Below are 22,884 nucleotides of genomic sequence, written 5' to 3' on the forward strand. Positions count from 1 at the left end.
GTGCGTGTGAAGAAGCAAGCGTGAGAAGTGAGCTGAAATCCATTCACATTAACCACTGCAACCAAAGGTTACCCCATATAAACTATCTTAAAATAATAAACCTGTCATTCAATCAGGCATATACCAAACACAACAAAACAATATGAAAACTATTTTTCAGCATTTTTTCATGCTGGCATTCTGTTGCCATCTTTTCCACCCTCCCACCTTTGGGCAATCCAACTGGCAGATAAAGCCCGTACAGCTCCAGACAAGATGGGCCAAAGAGGTAACACCCAACAACGCTTTGCCGGAATACCCCCGACCTCAAATGGTGCGCAGCGAATGGCAAAACCTGAATGGCCTGTGGCAATACGCTATTACTGCCAAAGATGCAGACATGCCCCAAAAATTTGATGACCGCATCCTGGTGCCCTACCCTGTTGAATCTGCATTATCAGGTGTAAAGAAAAATTTATTACCTGAACAGCGGCTATGGTACAGACGCACCATAAAAAAACCAAACCAAACGGGAACCGATAGAGTACTCCTTCATTTTGGCGCCGTAGACTGGCAAGCAGTTGTTTACATCAACGGCCAACAGATAGGTGAACACCAGGGCGGTTATCAGAATTTTTCATTCGACATCACAAACGCCCTCAAAAAAGGAGATAATCAGTTAACGGTAGCCGTATACGACCCCTCCGATCAGGGACCTAATCCACACGGCAAACAGGTACTGCATCCGCAAAACATCCTCTATACCGCCAGCAGTGGTATCTGGCAGACGGTATGGCTGGAAACAGTACCCGCAGTACATATTGGTTCCTTAACCATGACACCAGCCATAGACCAGGGCTACCTCTCCCTTAAAGTAAATGTGAAAGATGCAGGAGAAGGTTACACCGTAGAAGCAGTCGCCAAAAGCAACGGCGCTAAAATAGGCACGATCACAGGAAATGCGAATACCGACCTGCAACTGCTCATTCCAAACGCGCATCTCTGGTCACCCAACGATCCTTTTCTGTATGATCTCTCCATACGCCTGCTGTATAAAAACAAAGTAGTAGACACCGTCGGCTCCTACTTCGGCATGCGGAAAATTGAGATCAAAAAAGATGAGCTGGGACAGGAAAGAATCTTCTTAAACAACAAATACACTTACAACCTCGGCGTACTGGACCAGGGCTTCTGGCCCGACGGGCTCTACACCGCCCCCACGGACGAAGCACTGAAATTTGATATAGCCGCCATAAAATCAATGGGATTTAATACGATCCGCAAACATATCAAATTAGAACCGGCCCGCTGGTACTATCACTGCGACAAAACAGGCATGCTGGTATGGCAGGACATGGTTACCTGCGCTAATGAAAGCCCAGCAGCAAAAGCGGCATTCGAAAAAGAGAACCAGGAAAACATCACGCAATTACATAACTACCCGTCCATCATCTGCTGGGTACTCTTCAACGAAGGCTGGGCAAGATACGATCAGCAACGCCTCACAGAATGGATGAAAAAAGCAGATCCTTCCCGCATCATAGATGGTCACACTGGTGAAAACTATGATCGCAACGCTCCGAAGAATCCTATGGAGAAATGGATCAGCAGCGACCTTACAGATATTCACGATTATCCCGGCCCCGGCATCGCACCCGCCCTCCCCGGCAAAGCAAGGGTACTCGGCGAATGGGGTGGCGTACAGGTACAGGTACCTTCCCACCAATGGAATGAAGCAGACGGCTGGGGATACATCTCCCTCCCCGCTGCACAATTCGCCCGCAAGTATGAATTCATGATGAAACACCTCAAAGTATATGAAGAAGAAGGGCTGAGCGGTTCGATCTATACAGAACCTTTTGATGTAGAAACAGAAGAGAACGGACTCCTTACCTACGACAGGGAAGTGATTAAAATACCTGTTGATCAGCTAAGAAAAATACACGCCATGATTATACCTCCCACGAGCGAGGTACTAACAGCCTTCTCTGCCCAAAACATGGACACAACCAATCCGGATAACATGTATACAAAATTGTTGCAGCAGTACCAGGACGGTAACTATGACCTGGACTTCCTGCGTAACCTGTCGCAAATGGCCGTAAGAAAAAATGATCCTGCAAATGCTGCAAAAATGGCCAATGAATATATCAGTCAGCTGAAACCGCCCTACACACCCGGCCAGCTAAAGTATATAAACAAGTTTACCAACAGTACCAAAGACAGGGGATTTGCGATCATCAATAAATACCAGGAACAATTCAACAGCGTACTTGGCACCCGGCGCGCCGAAGTAAAATTGATGAACATCATTTTCCAGGATGAAATCAGTCCCTATGTATCAGAACCGCAAGCAGACCCCGACTGGAACCTGCTCGCAGGAAACATCAAAAAATATGGTGCACCCGGCGAAGAGATCTTCTTACGTGCCAAAACCATCCATTACCTCAACAAACAGGAATGGGACAGCTTTGCCACCACAGCAGATCAATACATCCAGAAATGCGCTCCCTACATCTCCGCACAGGACCTGAACAGCTACGCCTGGACCGTATTTGAAAATGTGATGGACACCACCCATCTCGCCAATGCACTCAACTGGAGCCGGCGATGTATACAGGTGGCCAATGAGCCGGCATATATTGATACGTACGCCAACGTACTCTATAAATCCGGCAAAACCACTGACGCGATCGCCTATGAGGAGAAAGCACTGAACCTCGCGCCAGACAACGAAAAGAAAACTTATCAGGAAACACTCACTAAAATGAAAAACGGTGCTAGAACCTGGAAATGACAAATTAACCCAAGCCCAGCTGGAGTATTGCTGGAAGCAATCGCATATCGCCGCTGTAAGATATAATGTGCCTCCCTGTTTTTCGGACTATGTTATGATGATTATGTTAGCCGAAATATGCCCCAAATCTGTAGAAGATTTCCTGGAAAAAAGTTCGCTGCGGCGGCTCATGATCGGGGGTAAAGGCGAATATAATCTAAGAGTCGTCAATTGCTGCGTATGCATCCATTTTGTTGATGGAGAAGTGCTCACAGATGAATGGATAGGAGATATCAGCTGGCGGGAATACTTTGAGGGCGCCTACGTAGAATATGACATCGCTATACTGGAATTAATACGTTACCAATATTATGATGCCGGCATCAGACAATAGTCGTTAGAATAAAGATATATGGTTTGATTACAAACACCTGCCTGGGTATCTACCCGGGCAGTTTCTTTTAATGCAGCGGGAATAGTATATCGTTCAACTAATTATACGATATTTGTCTCCCTATTTCAGCTTTTATGAAAGTTTGCATTGCAGAAAAACCAAGCGTGGCCAGGGATATAGCGGAAGTAATCGGTGCGAAGCAACGCAAAGATGGCTACTACGAAGGCAATGGTTACCAGGTAACATGGACTTTCGGCCATTTTTGCACCCTGAAAGAACCACATGATTATTTTGAACAGTGGAAGTCGTGGCGACTCGAAGATCTCCCTATGATCCCACCTAGTTTTGGGATCAAACTCATAGAAAATTCAGGTGTACAAAAACAATTCAAAATAATAGAGCAGCTGGTACAGCAATGTGAAGAAGTGATCAACTGCGGTGATGCCGGCCAGGAAGGTGAGCTGATCCAACGCTGGGTATTACTAAAAGCCCGGTGTACCGTACCTGTTAAAAGGCTCTGGATCTCTTCCCTCACGGAAGAGGCTATACGCAATGGCTTCCAGCATCTCAGGGAAGGCAGTCAGTATGATAATCTCTACGCCGCCGGCAGCGCCCGCGCCATCGGCGACTGGCTCCTGGGCATGAACGCCACCCGCCTCTTTACCCGGAAATTCGGCACCGGGAAAGTAGTGTTGTCCATCGGCAGGGTACAAACACCTACCCTCGCCATGATCGTGGCCCGTCAGAAAGAAATCAACGCATTCCTTTCGGAAGACTACTGGGAGCTGAAAACAATGTACCGCGAAACGGAATTCACTGCTGCTATCGACCGCCTTGCCAACATAGAAAAAGCGCAGAAAGGATTAGCCTATCTCACAGAACATCCGTTCGAGGTCACTTCTTTCGAAAAGAAAGATGGCAAAGAAGGTAATCCACGCCTGTTTGACCTCACCGCCTTACAGGTTGACGCCAATAAAAAATACGGCTACTCCGCCGACGACACCCTCAAATACGTGCAGAGCCTCTACGAAAAGAAGCTGGTCACCTACCCCAGGGTAGACACCACCTACCTCACCGAAGACCTGCACCCTAAAATAGCCGGCATCCTGCAGGACATGACACCCTACAGTGTGTTAATAGCGCCGGTGTTGGCAAAGCCTATCCCGAAGCTGAAAACCGTCTTCGATGATAAAAAGGTAACAGATCACCACGCCATCATCCCCACCGGTATGCACCCCGGCGGCATCGGCCTGGATGAGAAACGCATCTACGACCTCGTAGCACGCCGCTTTATTGCAGCCTTCTACCCTGAATGTAAAATATCCAACACCACCGTACTCGGAAAAGTAGGACAGGTACCTTTTAAAGTCACCGGTAAACAAATCATCGAACCCGGCTGGAAAGAAGTGTACGCCAACGATACCAGTATTAAAAAAGAGGGGGAAGAAGAAGAGAAATTCATTCCTGATTTTGTAGTGGGAGAAAGTGGTCCGCATACGCCCCGCATCCACCAGGGAAAAACATCCCCGCCCAAAGCCTTTACAGAAGCTACACTTCTGCGGGCCATGGAAACCGCCGGCAAACAGGTGGATGATGAAGAAATGCGCGAGCTGCTGAAAGACAATGGTATCGGCCGCCCTTCTACCCGGGCAAATATCATCGAAACACTGTTCCGCAGAAAATACATCGACAAGAAAAAAAAGAATATCTACGCCACACAAACCGGCATGGACCTCATCGACACCATTCAGACCGAACTACTGAAAAGTGCCGAACTAACCGGTCAGTGGGAACGTAAACTACGTCTCATCGAAAAAGGTGAATACACTATCGATACCTTCAAGGAAGAACTCATACAGATGGTGGTAGACCTTACGAAAGAAGTGAAGACAGCCAGTTACAAAACCATCACCATCGCACCACCACCTCCGCCGCCTGAAGAAACGAAACCCAAAAAAGCGCCCAAGCCGAAAGCACCAAAGAAAGCCATCGTCATAGAAGAACTGACATGTCCCAAGTGCAAAGCTCACCTGCTGAAGAAAGGTAACACCGCCTATGGCTGCGCCAACTTCAACGCATGCGGCTTCAAAATCCCTTTTGAATTTACCGGCAAAAAACTGACGGACAAAAACATTGCGGATCTCGTCACCAAAGGCAAAAGCGGGAAGATGATATTGAATGGTGCATTTGAGATTTCTAATTAACTGCCGTCAGCGCAGTAGGCACGCACAGTACCTTCCATGTTTCCAGCTCTGATAAGTACTGCCGCAGTCTTCTATCTTCCTATTATCAACTCCGCCGGATTATAATCCGGACAAGCTCCTTCCTGCGTGGTTACAAAGGCACTGAGTCCGATGGCAAAATTCATGGCTTCTTCCAGTGGTTTTCCCTGGAGTTTCCGGGCCAGGAAGCCTGCTAAAAAAGAATCGCCACTGCCAACGGTATCTTTTACAGGTACCTGTTTTGCCAGCAGATCGTAGTGGGTGTCGTTGTTGAGATACAGGGCGCCCCTGCTGCCGCGGGTGATAATAATTTCTTTCAATGAAAATTTATCGAGCAGGAACCTGGCACCGTTTTGTGCGGTTGTAAATTCAACATTATAGGTAGACAATAATAATCTCAGTTCTGCCTCATTCATCTTCACCATATCTACCCTTTCCAGTAATTCCCGGATGATACCGATAGAGCTGAAAGGCGGCCGGATATTAACATCAAAGACACGATAGGGCGCTATTTCCAGCATCGTGAAAAGCGTGTGCCGCGATACGGTATTACGGGTGACCAGGCTACCGAAAACAAATGCTTCGGCACTGCGGATCAACGTTTCAAATTCCGGCTGCCATTGAATATAATCCCAGGCCGCAGGATTCCTGATTTCGTAAGACATCTCATGATCCTTTCCCATCGTAGCCAGTACAGAACCGGTGGGGTATTCACTATCCTGCTGACACCAATCTGTAGAGAGCTGCCAGTTCTCCAATTGTGATAGCATCCGCTCGCCTTCTTCATCAGCGCCTATACGACTGATAATATTGGTTTCCATGCCCAGCTTATTTAAATGATAAGCTACATTCATGGGAGCACCGCCTGGTTTAACTGCTTTGGGGAAAACATCCCACAATACTTCACCGTAACATACGATCATACATTAAATAGGTTATATGGGGTCAGCAAATATAATAAAGCAACCTGCAATATCCGGATGCTCAACTGTTTAACGCAGATAGCAATAATAATATTTTCCAACCGGTTTAATCCGGATCATTTTATGCCTAATTCTTCCTGGATCTCTTCCAATGTTCTGCCCTTCGTTTCAGGCATCACTCTCCAGATAAATACAAAGGACACCAGCATCATTACACTATAAAATACAAAGGAATAAAAACCACCGTCAGGACTGCCTTCCACGATGATGGGGAAAGTCCAGGAAATGAGTGCGGCCATGATCCAGTGCGTGAAACTCCCCAGTGATCCGCCTTGCGAGCGAACAGAGTTGGGAAATATTTCAGAGATGAATACCCATATCACGGCGCCTTGCGAAAAAGCAAAGAAGGCGATAAATCCGATCAGGTAAATCAGGATGTTGCTGTTGGCGCCATCGATATGCCGGAAAGCGATGGCCGTTAATCCGAGGAAGACAAACATACCGGCGCTGCCGATCAATAATAATGTTTTCCTGCCGATCTTATCGATGACGGTCATCGCCAGCAAGGTAAACAAGAGGTTGGCGCCACCAATGTAGATCGGTTGCAGATAGGCGCTGGCAGCATCAAAACCGGCCATCTCAAAAATGCGGGGGGCGTAATAAAGGATGGCGTTGATGCCGGAAAACTGGTTGAAAGCCGCCAGCAACATGGCGTAGAAAATAGGTTTATTATATTTTCCGTTAAACAGTTTTTCTTCCACGGCCTGTCCGGCAGATTGCTGCTCTGTCATGATCCGGTCCAGTGCCTGTGGCTCACCGGTTTTTTCAAAGATGCGTTTCGCCGCATCATAGCGGGCATTCAGCGCCAGCCAGCGGGGGCTTTCAGGAATAAAATTGAGTAGAATAGCGAACAACAAAGCAGGGATAACCATGATGCCCAGCATCCAGCGCCAGCCGGCATCACCAAAGTCAACGAATAAGAAGTTAGTAAGATAGGCCACGAAGATCCCGGTTACGATCATCAGCTGGAAGAAGCCAGCCAGGCGGCCACGGATAGCGGCGGGAGCAATTTCAGAAATATACATCGGTCCTACTACGGAGGAAGCCCCTACGGCCAGTCCGCCGATGAAACGGGATGATACGAACAGCAACCATTGCGATGTTAAAGCACAACCGATGGCAGATAAGATAAACATCAGGGCAATGACCATCAACACTTTTTTGCGGCCATATTTCTGTGCAGGCGTACCTGTTATCAGTGAGCCCACCACGGTACCGATCAGGCTCGATGCCACCGTAAAGCCCTGCCAGGTGGAAGATAGCGACCATAAGTGTTGAATGATCTTTTCAGCGCCGGAGATCACAGCTGTTTCAAAACCAAAGAGGAAGCCGCCCAATGATGCGATCAATGCGATGCGCACGGCATAACCGGAACCGGTAGTACGTTGCTGGGCGGGAATTGTTGCTGCTGGTGATGACATAGATAATAATTTATTTTAGTTGTGGATCGGATCTGGTTGTGCAGGATGTGCAGGGTCGTAGATGGCTACGCCTACCCTTGAATCCGCACAGCCGTAGTACAGGTACCATTTTTTCTGAAAGAATACCAGCCCTTCAATGAATACCGTGCCTGCTGCATATTGACCGCTTTTTTCAAAGGGTTCCATAGGTCGCAGGAAGGGCACGTCCAGCCGGGCGATGGCTTTCTCCGGATCGTTTATATCAAACAATACCTGTCCGGCACTGTAAGTGTTGGCATTAAATCGCGGATCTCCTTTATCACCGGGTTCGTTCTTGCCGTTATAAAGCAATACAATGCCCTTATCCGTGATGATCGCCGGCGGTCCGCACTCTGTCAGGCCACTATCGAAATAACCTTTCCTGGGGGAGATAAGGGCCTTTAGTTCGTTTCTTTCATCTACCACCGGTTGCCAGTCTACCAGGTTGGTGGAGGTAGCCGCAAATACACCTGCTTCTCCCCAGTATAACCAGTATTTTCCATTGATCTTTGCCACTACCTGTTTATCTCCCACCAGCCTGGTGACGATGGAAGCAGATTTATGCGGTTGGTTCAGGAAGCGGCCGTTGTAAGCCGTTTCGAAGATGGGACCGTGTTTGGTCCAGTTGATCAGGTCGCGGGAAGTGGCAACGCCCAGCCGGGGGACCTGCCGGTTCCACTGGGTATAAAAAATAACATAGGTGCCGTCATCGGTTACGGCTACCCGCGGATCTTCGCAACCACCGGGCCATTCAAAAACCTGCTGGTCATCTTTTGCCGGATAAAGTACCGGTGTACGCCGGCGTGTAAAGGCTGTTCCATCTTTACTTTCGGCATAACCTATACGGGAGGTACGAAAACCAATACCGATGCCTGATTTATCTTCCGACCGGTACAGTACCACGATCTTCCCATCTTTCACTACCGCAGCAGGATTGAAGGTATCATTGGATTCCCAGTCTACATTTCTTTGCAGTAATGAATCATAAAAAACGGCTGTGGAATCCGGCAGAATCACCGGATTTACACCGGGCGGTCTTACAAAACCACCCAGGGCCCAGTTGGGCAGAGTGTTTGTCTGACCGGCACTCTTACCGGGAGATAAGAGTAGCCCCAGCAGCAATAAACGTGGAAATAGCTTTATCACAGCAATAAATCGATTTAGTCGAACAGGGTTGAAGATAATATCTTTCCCGTAAAATTTATTGCTAAAAAAATGGGGGCTTTTTTAACGGCAGCTGAAATGCAACAGGACCGGCTTCGTCACAATAGTGGGCCGGGCAATTTTTTCAATTTGTACATTAATAACTACATGAGTATGTCCACATTCTATTATACACGCCGGATTACCTCTACCCCGGTTTTGCCCGCCACCACTGCTTCCTGCGCCATCTGGTAAAAAAGGGAGGTTTCCAGGATGCCCGGAATAGCTTTCAACTGCGGGTTGATTGTGTCCACCGGCGGAAAAGTAGTAAACCAGAGATCGATCAGCAGGTTCCCGTTTTCGGTGATCACCGCACCATCTTTCTTATTACTGATACGTACTACCGGATTGACCGTGCTAAAAACTTTTTTCACCTGCAACAGTACAAACGGTACCGCTTCCGGAATCACTTCTATCACCACCGGGTACGTAACGTACAACTGGTCAACATACTTTGAGCCATCACCGATAATGATAAATTTATCCGCCATCGCAGCCAGCAATTTCTCCCGCGTATGGATACCACCGCCACTTTTCAGGGCATTCAGCTGCCGGTCAAACTGATCGCAGCCATCAAAATAAAGATCCAGCCGGGATACCCCACCGATCTCTTTGATAGTAAAGCCATGTTCCTGTAAAAGCAACTGGGTATTATAAGAAGAAGTAACGGTCGTGATACTTTGCAGCAGCGCCGCGTCTTCCTTTAAATAGTGTATGAGGTGTGCAATGGTACTGCCGGCGCCCAGGCCAATAGTACTGCCCGCCTGTATATACTTCAGCGCCTCCCTGGCTGCTACCTGTTTCAGATCTTCCATGCGAATAGTTATTGAGAAATAAATATCCGGTAAATAGTTGAACTATATTAATTTTTTAGAGAGATAAAAATAAAATTTTATCGCGAAGCCAATCCCTACTTACCGGTAATGACCAGTTTTCGTATAGCCTTGCCCTTTATAGGATGTACAATAACGACCGCACCATTTGTACCATCCGGTATAACCTCCGCATTTTTACTGTCCGACAAATGAACTTTCTCCGGTGGAAAAGGAACGTATAGCCGTGTGGGTGATGATATGCTCGCATCGTTTTTCCAGTGTACCGTTAGTGTACGGTGCATCCGGTCGTATTTAAAATGCAGCAACTCCCCTGCCACCGCCATCGGATAACCCCTGTTGATCAATGGGAAATAAGCGGCATTTTCCAGTGAATTAAAATAGCTCCAGTAAACTTCTCCACAACGCATTTGTTCCAGTTGTGCTACAATATAATCACCGGCAGTAAACATGCTGCTGTCTGCACTATAAAAGGCGCCCCACTCACCCAGCAACATGGGTATCTGCATCACCTTACTCACGGAGTCCAAACGGTGGAGAATAATTTTCATGCGTTCATTACTCGCGCCTGCCACACTGCGTGTATCCGTAACAATATCGTAGGCATGTGGTGCAAAAGCCAGCTGCTGTTCCGCTGGGGAAAAGGATGCCGCTATATGTGTTTTTACCCCGAAGTTGGCCGAAACACTGGGCTCCAGGAAGATGATCTGTTGTTTATTGACTGCCCGTATTGCCGCCTTGGCCTTTTGAAAATAAGGTACCAGGTGATCAGTTTCAAAAGCAGCATAGTATGCTTCCGGAGCGGCCACCAGTTGTTTATATAAAACGGTGTCGTTGAGTTGCTGCATCAGGCGGGCCTTCCCTTCTTCCGTTACCCACTGCTGCATCACATCTTCTTCACTCATCGCCGGTTTCATAGACTGTGCCAGCGTATGCATAAAAGCTGCCAGTACTTTATTCACAGCACTGCCGATAAAGGGTTCATTCAGCAAATCAAAACCTATCACGGCGGGCTCACCTCCATACCTGGCTGCTATAATTCCCCAGTTCGTCACCAGGTGATCCTGGATACCTTTTCCGTCGGGTGCAGGTTTATTCAGCCAGAAATTATCGAAGGCAGTTTGCACCGCGGCGCTCATAAAATAAGAATCGTCCCAGGATACTTCGTTGGCATAGTGTGGCTTACCTTCATCCAGTGTAGCCCAATCCGGTGCACCGTTGGCGTATTTGGTGCTGTACAGGTCCTGGTGCATATCCAGTAATACATACATGCCCAGTTGCTTTGCCCACTTTACCCGTTCATCCAGTTGCCGGAGGTATGCTTCAGACACCGCTCCCGGCGCAGGTTCCATCCCATCCCAGGTAACACCCAGGCGGATACAGTTGATTCCCCACTGCTTCATTTTCACCAGGCTGAGTGAATCATCTGCGTAGCGGTAGCCTTTCGCTTTATCCTTGTTCACAAAATTTAATCCATGCAGGATCACCGTCCTGCCGGTACTATCAATAAAGCGCCGGTCCTTCGTAGTCAGATAAGGAGATTGGGCATGAAGGGAAAGGATGCTCAGAAAGCAAAAAGAGAATAACAGCTGTCTCATAGTTTTTTTTACATACCGGCCCCGGAACCGCCACTGGGCGGTTCTGAAGCCGGTCATTATTTTTTATTTTTTATTAATTATTTATCCCACCAAACCCTTGTTACATAACTATCCGCGCCTTGTTTGGCAACGGCGTCTTTCACGTTTTTGGCATTGGCACTGTACTCACCGATAGGATAGGTAAGTCTGCGGGGAATAACACCGCTGGTAGCATTACCGGGATAATTAACAGGGGTGAGTACAGGGAATCCTGTTCTGCGCCAGTTAGCATATGACTCAATACCATTCATAAAAGTAGCTACCCAGTATTGCTCGGCGATCACCTGTAGTTGTGCAGCTGCGCCGGTAGCAGGGAAAGGCTTACCGGTTTGCAGGTAAGCATTGATGGCGGCGCCATCGATGGTAACACCGTAGTAAGATTGTTGCTGCATGGAGGCGGTAACCGCTTTGGTGTAGTGGTCTGCCGCGCTGCCAGCGGTCCAGTTACGAATGGTGGCTTCTGCCAGCATCAGCTCTACTTCTGCATAGGTAAGCATAAAAGTAGGGGTAGATAAAGGCAGTATTTTGCTGACGTTGAAAGTTGAATAGGTAGCCAGGTTATTACCACCGGGATAGTTGGCGAAAGCGTTGGCATCCAGCCCATTTGGCAGTCCTTTCTGACTGGCCACGGCGCTGTTGCCATCGGGCAGCGACATATACGAGGATATACGCGGATCCTTGGTCTGCACCAGGTAATCCAGGAATGTTTTACCGATCTTGATATCGCCCAATTCTACCAGGTTAAACTTTAAAAAAGCATAACTAACCGGATTGGATTGTGGTTCGTTAGGCCCTTCATGCGGCAGTTTGCACATATCTTCATTCCCCTGCATTACGCCACCGGCAATCGCTTTTTTTACCCATACTTCCGCCTGCGCAGCATCTACTTTTGATAAGCGCATGCCCAACCGCAACATCAGGGAATACGCCAGGCGTTTCCATTGCGGGATCTTGCCCTGGTACATCACATCGGCCTCGCCAAAAGTAGGTTTGGCAGCGTCAAAAGAGGCGGCGGCTTCGTCCAGTTCTTTCAGCATATCGGCATAAATGCTTTGCTGATCGTCGTATACGGGGGTATAGATGTTTTCTGAATAACCTTTACCTGCACCGAAATATGGGATCGCCCCATACAAGTCTGTAAGGTGGTGCATCACGAGCACGCGCCAGATGCGCATGGCAGCATAACGGTTGATATCCTCCGGCGAACTTTTCACATCGTTCATCACCGTTTCCATATCTTTAGCCAGTACATTATATGTATCAGAAAAAATAGTACTCGCGTTATCACTCTGCAGGTACTTGTCACCCTGCAGATCATCGATTTTGGTCGTAGCCGTCTGTTGTACAAACATCATACAGAACCCGATACTGCCGCGCCTTGCCGAAGAAAGCAACGGTGTATTCATCAGGATATTCGTGAAGAGCGGATCAGGTGATACATATTCCGGCGTATTCGGATTGACGTTGATTTCTTCCAGGTCTTTAGTACATGCTACGCCGGTGATCATCAAAGCGCATGTTATCGTTATATATTTGAGCAGATTACTTTTCATGTCAGCTTGTTTTAGAACTTTACGTTAAGGTTCAGGCCAAAAGAGCGGGTGGCAGGCAGCGCCAGCATTTCAATACCCTGCACATTTCCATTCAGGAAAGTGGACTCCGGATCTACCAGTGGCACTTTGCTGTAAAGGGTAAACAGGTTGCGGGCCACCACGGATACACTGACATCATTTATTTTTACCTGACGCAGCCAGCTATGCGGCAGGTTCACACCTACCACCAGTTGACGCAGCTTTACAAAGCTGGCATCGTATACAAATTCTTCCGTGATATTATTCGCTACCCAGGTATAATAACTTTCAGCAGATACATTCACTTTGTTGATGCCACCGCTTTCTGTTACACCCACGCCGGTAACGCCGGTTTCGCGGCCTTCCAGTGTTTTCTTGTGCAGTCCGGCCACATACGCGAGGTTGTTGGTACCCGAAGATATTTTACCGCCGAATTTGGCGTCTACCAATACGCTGGCATAGAAGCTACCGTAACGGATTTCGTTGTTGAAGCCCATCGTCAGCGGCGGAATACTGTTGCCCAGTGTAGCGATGTCGCCGCGTACAGGGTAGCCCTGGTCGTTGTAAATAATATTGCCTTTGTCATCACGTTTGTACGTGTTGCCGGTAATGATGCCATAAGGTTCACCCACTTTCACGTTGATAAACGCCGGTACACCACCATCGCTGTACAAACCCGGACGGCTCTGTTGCAGCACCATGGCATCCTGACCATCTACCAGCGCCAGCACCTTGTTTTTGTTATAGCCCATGTTATAGGACATATCCCAGCTGAACTTACCGTATTGTACGGGCGTACCCGTTAGTAACAATTCCACACCGGTGTTACGCATCTCACCGGCATTCAGGCTTACACTACCGAAACCGGAAGTAGCACTGATCTGCGAAGTGAGGATATCATTGGTAGTATGCCGGTTATAAAAAGTAAACTGCACGCCTATACGATCTTTCAGGAAACGGGTATCGAAACCTCCTTCAAAAGAGCGGCTAACAGAAGGTTGCAGCTGTGTATTCGGAATAGTTCCGGAAGCCACGTAAGCAGTAGGCTGCCCCATATAGGTATTACCGAAACCATAGGAAAGTGCCTGTGAATAAGGCGAGATGTCTGCATCATTACCCGTTTTGGCCCATGAACCACGCAGCCGCGCATAGGTAAACCATACTGGCAGCGTCACGGATTGCGACAGCACATAACTCAATCCTACGGAAGGATAGAAAATATTATTGGTATTGGGATTGAGGGTAGAGAACCAGTCATTACGGCCTGTTACCGTCAGGTATAAATATTTCCTGAAACCCATCTCGGCGGAGCCGAACAATGAATTAAACTCCTTCTCAGACCTGCCGTAACCACGCGACAAAGATTTCGTGTTATTCACCGCATAAAAACCGGGTACAATAAACTGGCTGCCACCGGCGCTCACGTTGCTGTTTACATTTTTCATGATGTTACCACCCACAAATGTACTCAACGAAAAATCCTTGCTCAGCTCCTTGTCATACCCTACCTGCAACTGCGCATTAAACTCGTTATCAAAACGCTGTCCTACGTTGATACTGGGCTGCGCAATGGCACCACCTTCAGGATTCATCCCTTCAGAAAAACGGTATGCCATATCCGTTCCCATTAGTAAACGTACATACAATGCACTGGTAACATTATATTTCATATCGGCGGAAGCAATCAGGCGGTTTTTTGTATCGGAACTGAGCCTGTTGTACGCCATAAAATAAGGGTTCGCAAAATAGATGTTATCCGAGAAAAGATATTCTTTGCCCTGGTCATCTACCCGGCGGTCCTGTGTGCGTACATCCATATTGGTGGGCAACAGTTGTACCGACATGTGCGGATTCCAGGAGAAGTCGCCGGAGTAAGGGCGGTTTCTTACCTTTTCGTGTACAAACATGGCATTCACCTGCAAGGTCAACTTATCGGCCAGCTGCGCAAAAGCACGCAGGGTATAGTTTTGACGGCGCAAACTGGAGTTAGGCATCAGATCATGGTTGTTGAGATCAGATACAGAAAACCGGGCATTTACTTTTTCATTGCCACCAAAAATAGAGACGTTGTTAGTAAAAGTATTAGCATTGCGGTAGAAGTTTTTGATGTTATCTTTTACAGGACTGTATGGTCTGGATACGCCATCAAACTGTATAACAGAAGAGCCATCCAGTTTAGCGCCCCAGCTGCCGGGACCAATAGCCCTGGCGGTAGCTACATCCTGTGGTGCGAGGCCCTGTGAGCCCTGACCATATTCATACTGAAAATCTTTTTTATTATAGAATATCGGCTTATCCATGGTATAGCTGCCGTTGTACTCCACACCCAGTCCTTTGTGCGATTTACCACTTTTGGTAGTGATCAGGATAACGCCATTGGAAGCGCGGGCGCCGTACAATGCGGAAGCAGGGCCACCTTTCAGCACGGTCATCGTTTCAATATCATCCGGGTTGATACTGGAGATACCATCTCCCCCGTCAGAACCACCATAGAATACGGATGTTTGTCCGTAGGTATTATTTACCAGTGGTACACCATCTACAACATATAGTGGCTGGTTATTTCCGGAGATAGATCCGTTACCGCGTATTACCACGCGGCTGGAACCCATGGCGCCGGAAACCGGTTTTACTACGTTTACACCGGCCACCTTGCCTTCCAGGGCGTTGGCGATATTCGGCTCACGTGCTTTCGTAAAATCTTCTCCCTGTACGGTGTTGACGGCGTAGCCGAGGGTATTCTGGTCTTTCCGCAACCCCAGGGCAGTTACCACTACTTCGTTGAGGTTATTTTTCACTTTCAGCTGGATGTTCAGGTCCAGTTGTTGGTTTTCTTTAATGTCCACACCATTGATACGGCCTGGCTCGTAGCCGATAGAAGAGATCACGACGGTGTATCTGCCGGGTACAACGCCTTCCAGTTTATAGTTACCATTGCCGTCGGCAACGGCGCCCTTATTGGATTCCTGGAGGCGGATGGAAGCGCCCGGTAGCCCCTCCCCGTTGGTGGCATCCGTAACGCGGCCGCTCATGCTGCCGGGCTTCTCCTGTTGCAATACTTTGCTGAAGTCGCGGCCAATGGTCACGTTATCATTAATAACATCATAGGAGTATACTGTACCCTCCAGGAGGCGGGTCAGGATATGATCCAGTGGTGTGTTGCTGAAGGCCGTATCGGGCGCCCACAGCTGTTGCAGTTTCTTTTTGTCATATGCAAAGGATAGGCGGGAAGTCTTTTGCAAATCGGCAATGGCAGCCGCCAGGGTCTGGTGTTTAAAGGTAATGCTGAGTCGCATTCCTTTGACCCTTTGCGCATTTCCGGTGTGGGCCTGCAACAAGCCTGCCGACAACACCATAATTCCCAAGAAAATCGTTGACACTCTCATAAATTGCCTGGTAATTCCCCTAAGGTTTTTTTTCATACATTTGATGAGTTTAAATGGTAATAAAAGGCCCTTTAAATGCACAGTCATTCATAATCCTTTGACCGGGAGGTGAATGCTGTAACACTTTTCAACAGGGGCTGGTTGCACAGCTCCTGTTGCATTTTCGGGATGATAGCTGGTTGTTTAGTATAAGGTAATAATACTGTCCTTTTGTTGATAACGTGCTTGTTGGATTCTGCAAATCATTTTCATAACCTCTTCTATATTATTGGTATTTTTAAATGTAGCAGTAAAAGATGCCTGTTGCAGGGTTTTGCTGCTGGTATTCAAAGTATATCCGTATACATTTTTTATAGTAGTGCGCAGTTCATTAAAAGAAGCGCCGTCCAGCCTGATGAGGCCATCTTTCCAGTTGCCTATCTGTTTGGCACTATAATCTTTTATTTCCACCGTACCATTTTCCCGGTTCCAGTTCAGTTGCTTGCTTTCCGTGAGTATGCCCAGTGATCCTGCGGAGTCCATCACTTGTATTTTACCGGTGGCTACACCGATGTTAACCTTCTCCAATTCCGTATAGGCGCGCACGTTAAAGGAGGTACCCAATACCCGTACGGCCAGTTTGCCGGTATGTACAATAAATGGTTTTTTACTGTCGGTAGCCACATCAAAGAAAGCCTCTCCTGCTGTGAGCCAGATTTCGCGGGTACTGTCTGTAAACTCCGCGGGGAAGCGCAGCCCGGAGCTAGCATTCAGCCATACCTGGCTACCATCGGATAGTGTGAGCTTCATCATCTTACCAGGCTTTGTAACTGCCAGCTGATAGGCTGGTGCTACCGATGGCATCTCTTTCTTTATGATCCACCTGTATAACGGCACTCCTGCCAGCAGCAACAGCAGCGCAGCGGCTGCACCATACAGGAAGCGGCGGCGCATAGGCACCACTTTCGTCTCTGCCGGCGCGGCACTTTCAAGCGAGTTCCGGATCCTGCCCAGCAAACGTTCCTTTGCGGTCACTTCATCAGTTGCCGTAACGAAAGGGTTCAGCCTTTCCCCCGCTGTATCAAATGCTGCATACCATGCGTCCAGCTGCTGCCTTTCTGCGGCTGTCAGCGTACCCGCCCGGTATTTGGCTACCAGTTCCTGCAATAAAATATCATCCACTTCAATGATTTTGATAGTATACACGGAGAAGTAAGGGAAGAGTACTAGATAGGAGAAAAAAAAATATCAGAACATTTATTCATGCTCCGCCAATGCCGTCCGCACTCTTTTGAGCGCATTTGTAATCTGGTTCTTGACGGTTTGCAGAGAAATATTGAGCTGGCTGGCGATTTCATTGTTGGGCAAATGCTCTTCGCGGCTGAGGAGATAGATCTCTTTCATTTTCTGCGGCATACGGTTTACTTCTTCCATTACACAGTTTTCCACTTCACGGGTCAGCAAACCAGCGTCAGTACGTATGGCAGAAGGCGCTTCTTCCATACTGGTATCATTTTCCAGGTGGGGCCTGATCCTGGCTTTGCGGTAGTTATCTATGATCCGGTGTTTGAGCGACTGATGCAGGTAAGCACGGATGGAGCCTTCTCTTTCCAGTGCTTCAGGGGTGCGCAGCAGGGAAAGAAAAAGATCATGTAACACATCCTCTACATCTGCGGCAGCGTGCAGGCGACGGAAGGCAGCCACGTACAACTCCTTCCAGTAAAGGGCGTAAACTTCCTCTATTGTAAACTTACTATCCTTATTGCTCACTGGTTGACAAATTAGTAATTAAACTCCCACTAAATCTACTAATAATGTTGCGGAAGAAAAAATCAGGGCAATAGCAAAAAGTATTTTTGAATCCTTATCTTGTTATTATCTTGGATATCATGATGAAAAAAGGGTGTACAATACTGGCGCTCCTCTTTACCATTAACGCTATTGCGCAGCCGCCACAGAAAAAAGTGCTGGTCTTTTCCAGAACACTGGGATACCACCATGCCTCCATTCCCGAAGGCATAGCCGCTATTCAACAGCTTGGAGCGCAGCATCAGCTGGGTGTAGACACTACCACCAACAGCGCCTGGTTTACGACAGACACTCTCCGGCATTATGCCGCCGTGATCTTCCTGAGTACCAGCGGAGAAGTGCTGGACAGCGCACAGCAACGCGCCTTCCAAAAATATATCCGGGCAGGCGGTGGCTACATGGGTATTCATGCGGCATCTACCACCTGCTATAGCTGGCCCTGGTACGGACGGCTCGTAGGCGCGTATTTTAACGGGCACCCCAAACCACAGGAAGCCATCGTAAACGTAATTGATCATCAGCATGCCACCACCCGGCACCTGCCCGTAAAATGGAAATGGCTCGATGAATGGTACAACTTCAAAGCATTACCCACCGATGTACACATCCTGCTTAAAGTAGATGAAACCACCTATACCGGCGGCAAACACGGGGCAGATCACCCCATAGCATGGTACCATGAATTTGATGGAGGACGCGCTTTTTATACTGCGCTCGGACATTTTGGGACATCCTATAAGGAACCGCTTTTTCTGCAACACTTGTGGGAAGGCATCGTATACGTCACCGGACCAGGATTACCAGGATGAGTGAAGGATTATAGGATGGGACAAGAATAGATTAAACATGGATTAAACATGCTTTAAATATGCTTTAAATATGCTTTAAACATGGATGGGACATTGATGGAACATGGATGATCAGTATTTATTTTTAACATGATATTTTTTAAATCCATCCTTGTCCCATCCTATAATCCTTCACTCATCCTGGTAATCCTGGTCATTCCTTCCAGGCATGCTCTTACATTATGATAAGGACACTTCCACAAACCTACTTTATCTTCTTCCATAATACTGTTATCCTTTCTTACACCCCAGTACCATTCACCATTGACTTTATCCCGGATACGCTCACGGATAAAGTTCCAGCTGTTAACGGCATGTTGCAGGTAGCGCCCTTCAGGATGGAGCTGCCATGCATTGATAAAACCAACCACTGCTTCCGCCTGCGGCCACCAATGCTTTTCGGCTACCAGGTTGCGCTGCGATGGTTCATATTCATACCATAATCCGCCGTCTTTGTCGATGCCCACAAGTGTGGCATGCGCCATTTTCAGGGAGAGTTCTTTGAAGTTGTCTATTAGCAGCGGATCGCCAATGATCTCTGCGGCTTCCAGCAGGAGCCAGCTGGCTTCAATATCATGACCATAGGAAACCGTGTCGCCTTTTACCCGCCATTGTTCATCAAAGAATAAATGCAGGTGACCGGTCCCGGGATCAATGATCTTATCCCGGAATATCACCAACAGGTCCCGGATATTTTCTTTCAGCGCAGGTGCAGGCCAGATAGTATAAAGATTGGCATAGGCTTCCAGCACATGCAGGTGTGTGTTCATCGTCTTCTTCTCATTCGCATCCTTGTTGCTCAGGCGCAGGTCTTTGATCTCCTGCCAGTTGCGGGTAAAGGCTTCCAGGTAGCCGCCATACACCGGATCATAGCTATGCTGCTGCACACGGTTGTATAATTCAATGGCCATCTGCTTCACTTCTTCCTGACCACGCGCTTTGTAATATTCGCTGTACGCATACACGGCAAAGGCAATGGCATACACCTGTTTTTTTGTTTCTACAGGATGGCCTTTATAATCCACACTCCAGTAAACACCACCAAATTCCTTATCAATAAAGTGACGGGCAAAATAATCATAAGCCCTGTCTGCCATCTTCAGAAACTGTTCTTCTCCAGTGCTGTTATAGGCAGCAGAAAATGTCCAGAGGATACGCGCATTCAACACCGCTCCTTTTACCGCAAAGGGATCATGATGATTGTTGTTGTGCAGCTTTCCGAAAAAGCCACCGTGTTCTCTGTCAGGTGTATATTTCATCCAGTAGTCAAGGATGGTATATAACTCTGTATGAAGTGCCTGCTTTAATTCCGCTTGCATGAAATAGTTATTTTCTGCGTTCTTCCAATTCAGATGAGATAGTGGCAATACGTGCTTCCGATAGTGGATACATCGCTATAAAAATGATCGATAACAGGGACCCTATCGCCGGTAAAAAACTTAGCATGAATAAAATACCTGTTTGCGCATCGGCGCCCTGTACTTCGTTGGCTTTAAACCCGAAATATCCCAGCAGCCAGCCGGTAAGTGCACCGCCGATTGTCCAGCCGAACTTCTGCGACATGGAAGAAGAAGAGAAGATAAGACCGGTAGCACGACGGCCATTTTTCCATTCCGAATAGTCGGCAATATCTGCATACATAGACCATAGCAAGGGAAAAATAATACCTGCGCATACGCTGATCACAAACTGGAAAATAAAGATCAGCGTAAGCTGTTCCTTACCCAGCCAGTAAAACAGGATGCTGAGTACAGATGCAATAACCATGGCACCGAGATACGTGTTTTTCTTTCCTGCTTTATTACCGATGGGAGATGCCAGTATAACCCCCAGGATGTTGGCACCCTGTCCTACCATAAGGTAGAGTGTAGAATACGTAATGCTCATGGCGCCCAACGTAAATGCTTCGGTATGCTGAATATAATATTTGAAATAATACAAGGTAGCGCCATCGCGGATAGAGTTGAAGATCAGTGCCGCAATACCGGCGCCCAGCAGGATCCACCAGGGTTTATTTTTGCAGAGATCGCGGAAATCATCTTTCAGGGAAGATTGTTCTTCCCTGATGGGTTGTACCCTTTCTTTCACCCATGAAAAACACAGGAGGAACAGCAATACACAGATGGCCGCAATCACCATCACGCCCAGCTGCCAGCCACGTTCGTGATTGGGTGTACCGCTGTCTGTTTTACTGAAGAAACCGGCCAGCGGTTCAATCAGTGCCAGCGCAATAAAGCTGCCACCAAATGCAAAGGCCATTCTGAAAGATGCCAGCGTATTCCGCTCCTTACCATCCGGTGATATAACCCCCAGCAAGGAAGCATACGGTACGTTGATGAGTGAATAGATCATCATCATAACAGAATAGGTAATATAAGCATACACCAGTTTTCCGGAAGCAGTAAACCCCGGTGTGGTAAAAGTGAGTACCCCTATCACGCCAAACGGAATGGCCATGTATAAAATGTAAGGCCGGAACTTACCCCAGCGGGAATTTGTTCTGTCGGCAATAGCCCCCACTACCGGATCAAAAAAGGTATCCCATATACGGGTGATCAGGAACATGGTGCCTACCGCTGCAGCAGCGAGTCCCATTACATCTGTGTAAAAAAATAACAGGTACATGCCAAACAGCTTCCAGAACATAGAAGAAGCCATATCACCAAAACCATATCCAATTTTTTCCTGTAACGTTATTCTATTGCTCATAGGTGGAATCTAAAACAAAGCATTAATTAAGGTATTGCTCAGTGGCGGGCCTGGAATCATCAGCGACCAGGTTCACAAATCTATCTTTATAATCTGCATTTTATATAATACTTATTTATCTATTCCATGTGCTTTGTTAGCTGGAATAGCTTCACTCCTCCTCTTCCACCGTCAGCCGGTACCGGGCGGCGTGTAGTAAAGGTGTAATGGGCGTCCCGTTACGCTCTCCCCATACTTTGGTAAAAGCTGCGCCAAAGTAAAAGATAAGGGAAGAATAAAACATAAACAAGAGCAATAATACGGTAGATGCAGAGGCACCATAAATAGTATTGATGCTGCTATAGGTGAGCATCACCTTTAAAATTATCTTGCCGATTGTAAACAGGATACCGGTCACCAGGGCGCCGGTCATGCCGGTCTTCCACTGGGGGCGGCCATCGGGGATGAAATAGAACACCAGGTAAAACCACATCGTAACAATCACCACGGAGATCACATAGTTCAGGGCGCTATGATAGTAGATGGCCAGTGCCGGCAGGTATTCCGTTATATATTTTCCCAGGAATGCCTGTACCGCATCCGCTATAAAATCAATGATAAAAAGCAGGCCGGCAAACAGGATCACCAACACCCCCCTCAAACGCCCCAGCATGATTTGCCCGAAGCTCTCCCGGCGCACAGGTTTTATCTTCCATAACTGGTTAATGGATCCCTTGATGATTTTGAATAAAGTGGTGGCTACAAATAATAAAAACAGGAAGCCTGCTATGTTGATCATCCAGTTTTGCGCAATACTGCGAAAAGCCCGGAGTGTTTCGAGAATGGCATCGGCAGTTTCTTTTCCGAATAACCCCTCCAGCTGCAACGACAGCCGCTCTCCCACATGCCGGACCCTGAAAATAAGCCGGAGTAATTGTATAATGATCACCAGGATAGCCGGTAAGGCAAACGTAGTAAAAAAGGCAGTAGCGCCCGCCAGCCGCAACGGATCATTTGCTTGCAACTCCTTATATGCATCTTTGAAAGATAACAGGAATAGCTGCCAATGTGGACGGATATTTTCTGTAGGACCAGTTTCCATACGGCCCAATTTAACGAATATTAGAGATTTAGAGA

Annotated in this window: 16 protein-coding genes; 4 read left to right on the forward strand and 12 right to left on the reverse strand. The window is 47.6% G+C overall.

What is annotated here, in order from left to right; all coding sequences use genetic code 11:
* The first annotated feature begins 142 nt into the window (after window positions 1–142).
* The 3 genes from ABQ275_RS17050 to ABQ275_RS17060 all read left to right on the forward strand — a co-directional run bounded on the left by ABQ275_RS17050 (window position 143) and on the right by ABQ275_RS17060 (window position 5,353).
* The gene (locus tag ABQ275_RS17050) at window positions 143–2,776 is read left to right on the forward strand and encodes a sugar-binding domain-containing protein (protein WP_349314357.1); all 2,634 of its coding nucleotides are present in this window, start codon (window positions 143–145) and stop codon (window positions 2,774–2,776) included.
* Window positions 2,757–3,149, forward strand: coding sequence for a hypothetical protein (locus ABQ275_RS17055; RefSeq protein WP_349314358.1), 393 nt, complete (start codon window positions 2,757–2,759; stop codon window positions 3,147–3,149). Before ABQ275_RS17050 ends, ABQ275_RS17055 begins: the two co-directional genes overlap by 20 nt.
* A gap of 134 nt (window positions 3,150–3,283) precedes the next feature.
* Entirely contained in the window at window positions 3,284–5,353 is a 2,070-nt protein-coding gene (locus ABQ275_RS17060; RefSeq protein WP_349314359.1) for a DNA topoisomerase 3, read from the forward strand.
* A 71-nt stretch (window positions 5,354–5,424) separates the two neighbouring features.
* Here the strand turns inward: ABQ275_RS17060 and ABQ275_RS17065 are convergent, their stop codons facing one another.
* The 9 genes from ABQ275_RS17065 to ABQ275_RS17105 all read right to left on the reverse strand — a co-directional run bounded on the left by ABQ275_RS17065 (window position 5,425) and on the right by ABQ275_RS17105 (window position 18,172).
* Window positions 5,425–6,294: a carbohydrate kinase gene (locus ABQ275_RS17065; protein WP_349314360.1), complete on the reverse strand. Its 870-nt coding sequence runs from the start codon at window positions 6,292–6,294 to the stop codon at window positions 5,425–5,427.
* Window positions 6,295–6,410: 116 nt separating this feature from the next.
* Window positions 6,411–7,775 carry a sugar porter family MFS transporter gene (locus ABQ275_RS17070; RefSeq protein WP_349314361.1) on the reverse strand — a complete coding sequence of 455 codons (1,365 nt, stop codon included), beginning with the start codon at window positions 7,773–7,775 and terminating at the stop codon, window positions 6,411–6,413.
* 15 nt (window positions 7,776–7,790) lie between these two features.
* Window positions 7,791–8,939, reverse strand: coding sequence for a glycoside hydrolase family 130 protein (locus tag ABQ275_RS17075; protein ID WP_349314362.1), 1,149 nt, complete (start codon window positions 8,937–8,939; stop codon window positions 7,791–7,793).
* Between the two features lie 185 nt (window positions 8,940–9,124).
* A complete protein-coding gene (rpiA, locus tag ABQ275_RS17080) occupies window positions 9,125–9,811 on the reverse strand; it encodes a ribose 5-phosphate isomerase A (RefSeq protein WP_349314363.1) in 687 nt (228 codons plus the stop codon).
* A 95-nt stretch (window positions 9,812–9,906) separates the two neighbouring features.
* Window positions 9,907–11,427 carry a cellulase family glycosylhydrolase gene (locus ABQ275_RS17085; protein ID WP_349314364.1) on the reverse strand — a complete coding sequence of 507 codons (1,521 nt, stop codon included), beginning with the start codon at window positions 11,425–11,427 and terminating at the stop codon, window positions 9,907–9,909.
* A gap of 77 nt (window positions 11,428–11,504) precedes the next feature.
* Window positions 11,505–13,019: a SusD/RagB family nutrient-binding outer membrane lipoprotein gene (locus tag ABQ275_RS17090; RefSeq protein ID WP_349314365.1), complete on the reverse strand. Its 1,515-nt coding sequence runs from the start codon at window positions 13,017–13,019 to the stop codon at window positions 11,505–11,507.
* A gap of 11 nt (window positions 13,020–13,030) precedes the next feature.
* Complete coding sequence (locus ABQ275_RS17095; protein WP_349314366.1) at window positions 13,031–16,459, reverse strand: SusC/RagA family TonB-linked outer membrane protein; 3,429 nt, start codon at window positions 16,457–16,459, stop codon at window positions 13,031–13,033.
* 147 nt (window positions 16,460–16,606) lie between these two features.
* Window positions 16,607–17,584 carry a FecR domain-containing protein gene (locus ABQ275_RS17100; RefSeq protein WP_349314367.1) on the reverse strand — a complete coding sequence of 326 codons (978 nt, stop codon included), beginning with the start codon at window positions 17,582–17,584 and terminating at the stop codon, window positions 16,607–16,609.
* Between the two features lie 75 nt (window positions 17,585–17,659).
* Window positions 17,660–18,172, reverse strand: a complete 513-nt coding sequence (locus ABQ275_RS17105) for a sigma-70 family RNA polymerase sigma factor (RefSeq protein ID WP_349314368.1) — start codon at window positions 18,170–18,172, stop codon at window positions 17,660–17,662.
* Between the two features lie 119 nt (window positions 18,173–18,291).
* On the opposite strand from ABQ275_RS17105, the gene ABQ275_RS17110 reads away from it, so the two are divergent.
* Window positions 18,292–19,020 carry a ThuA domain-containing protein gene (locus ABQ275_RS17110; protein WP_349314369.1) on the forward strand — a complete coding sequence of 243 codons (729 nt, stop codon included), beginning with the start codon at window positions 18,292–18,294 and terminating at the stop codon, window positions 19,018–19,020.
* A gap of 161 nt (window positions 19,021–19,181) precedes the next feature.
* On the opposite strand, the gene ABQ275_RS17115 is transcribed toward ABQ275_RS17110, so the two are convergent.
* From ABQ275_RS17115 to ABQ275_RS17125, 3 genes are all read right to left on the reverse strand, one after another.
* Window positions 19,182–20,378 carry an AGE family epimerase/isomerase gene (locus ABQ275_RS17115; protein ID WP_349314370.1) on the reverse strand — a complete coding sequence of 399 codons (1,197 nt, stop codon included), beginning with the start codon at window positions 20,376–20,378 and terminating at the stop codon, window positions 19,182–19,184.
* A 7-nt stretch (window positions 20,379–20,385) separates the two neighbouring features.
* The gene (locus ABQ275_RS17120; protein WP_349314371.1) at window positions 20,386–21,768 is read right to left on the reverse strand and encodes an MFS transporter; all 1,383 of its coding nucleotides are present in this window, start codon (window positions 21,766–21,768) and stop codon (window positions 20,386–20,388) included.
* Window positions 21,769–21,919: 151 nt separating this feature from the next.
* The gene (locus tag ABQ275_RS17125) at window positions 21,920–22,849 is read right to left on the reverse strand and encodes a YihY/virulence factor BrkB family protein (protein ID WP_349314372.1); all 930 of its coding nucleotides are present in this window, start codon (window positions 22,847–22,849) and stop codon (window positions 21,920–21,922) included.
* Window positions 22,850–22,884: the final 35 nt, after the last annotated feature.

The sequence above is a fragment of the Chitinophaga sp. MM2321 genome (genome assembly GCF_964033635.1).
Lineage (GTDB): Bacteria > Bacteroidota > Bacteroidia > Chitinophagales > Chitinophagaceae > Chitinophaga.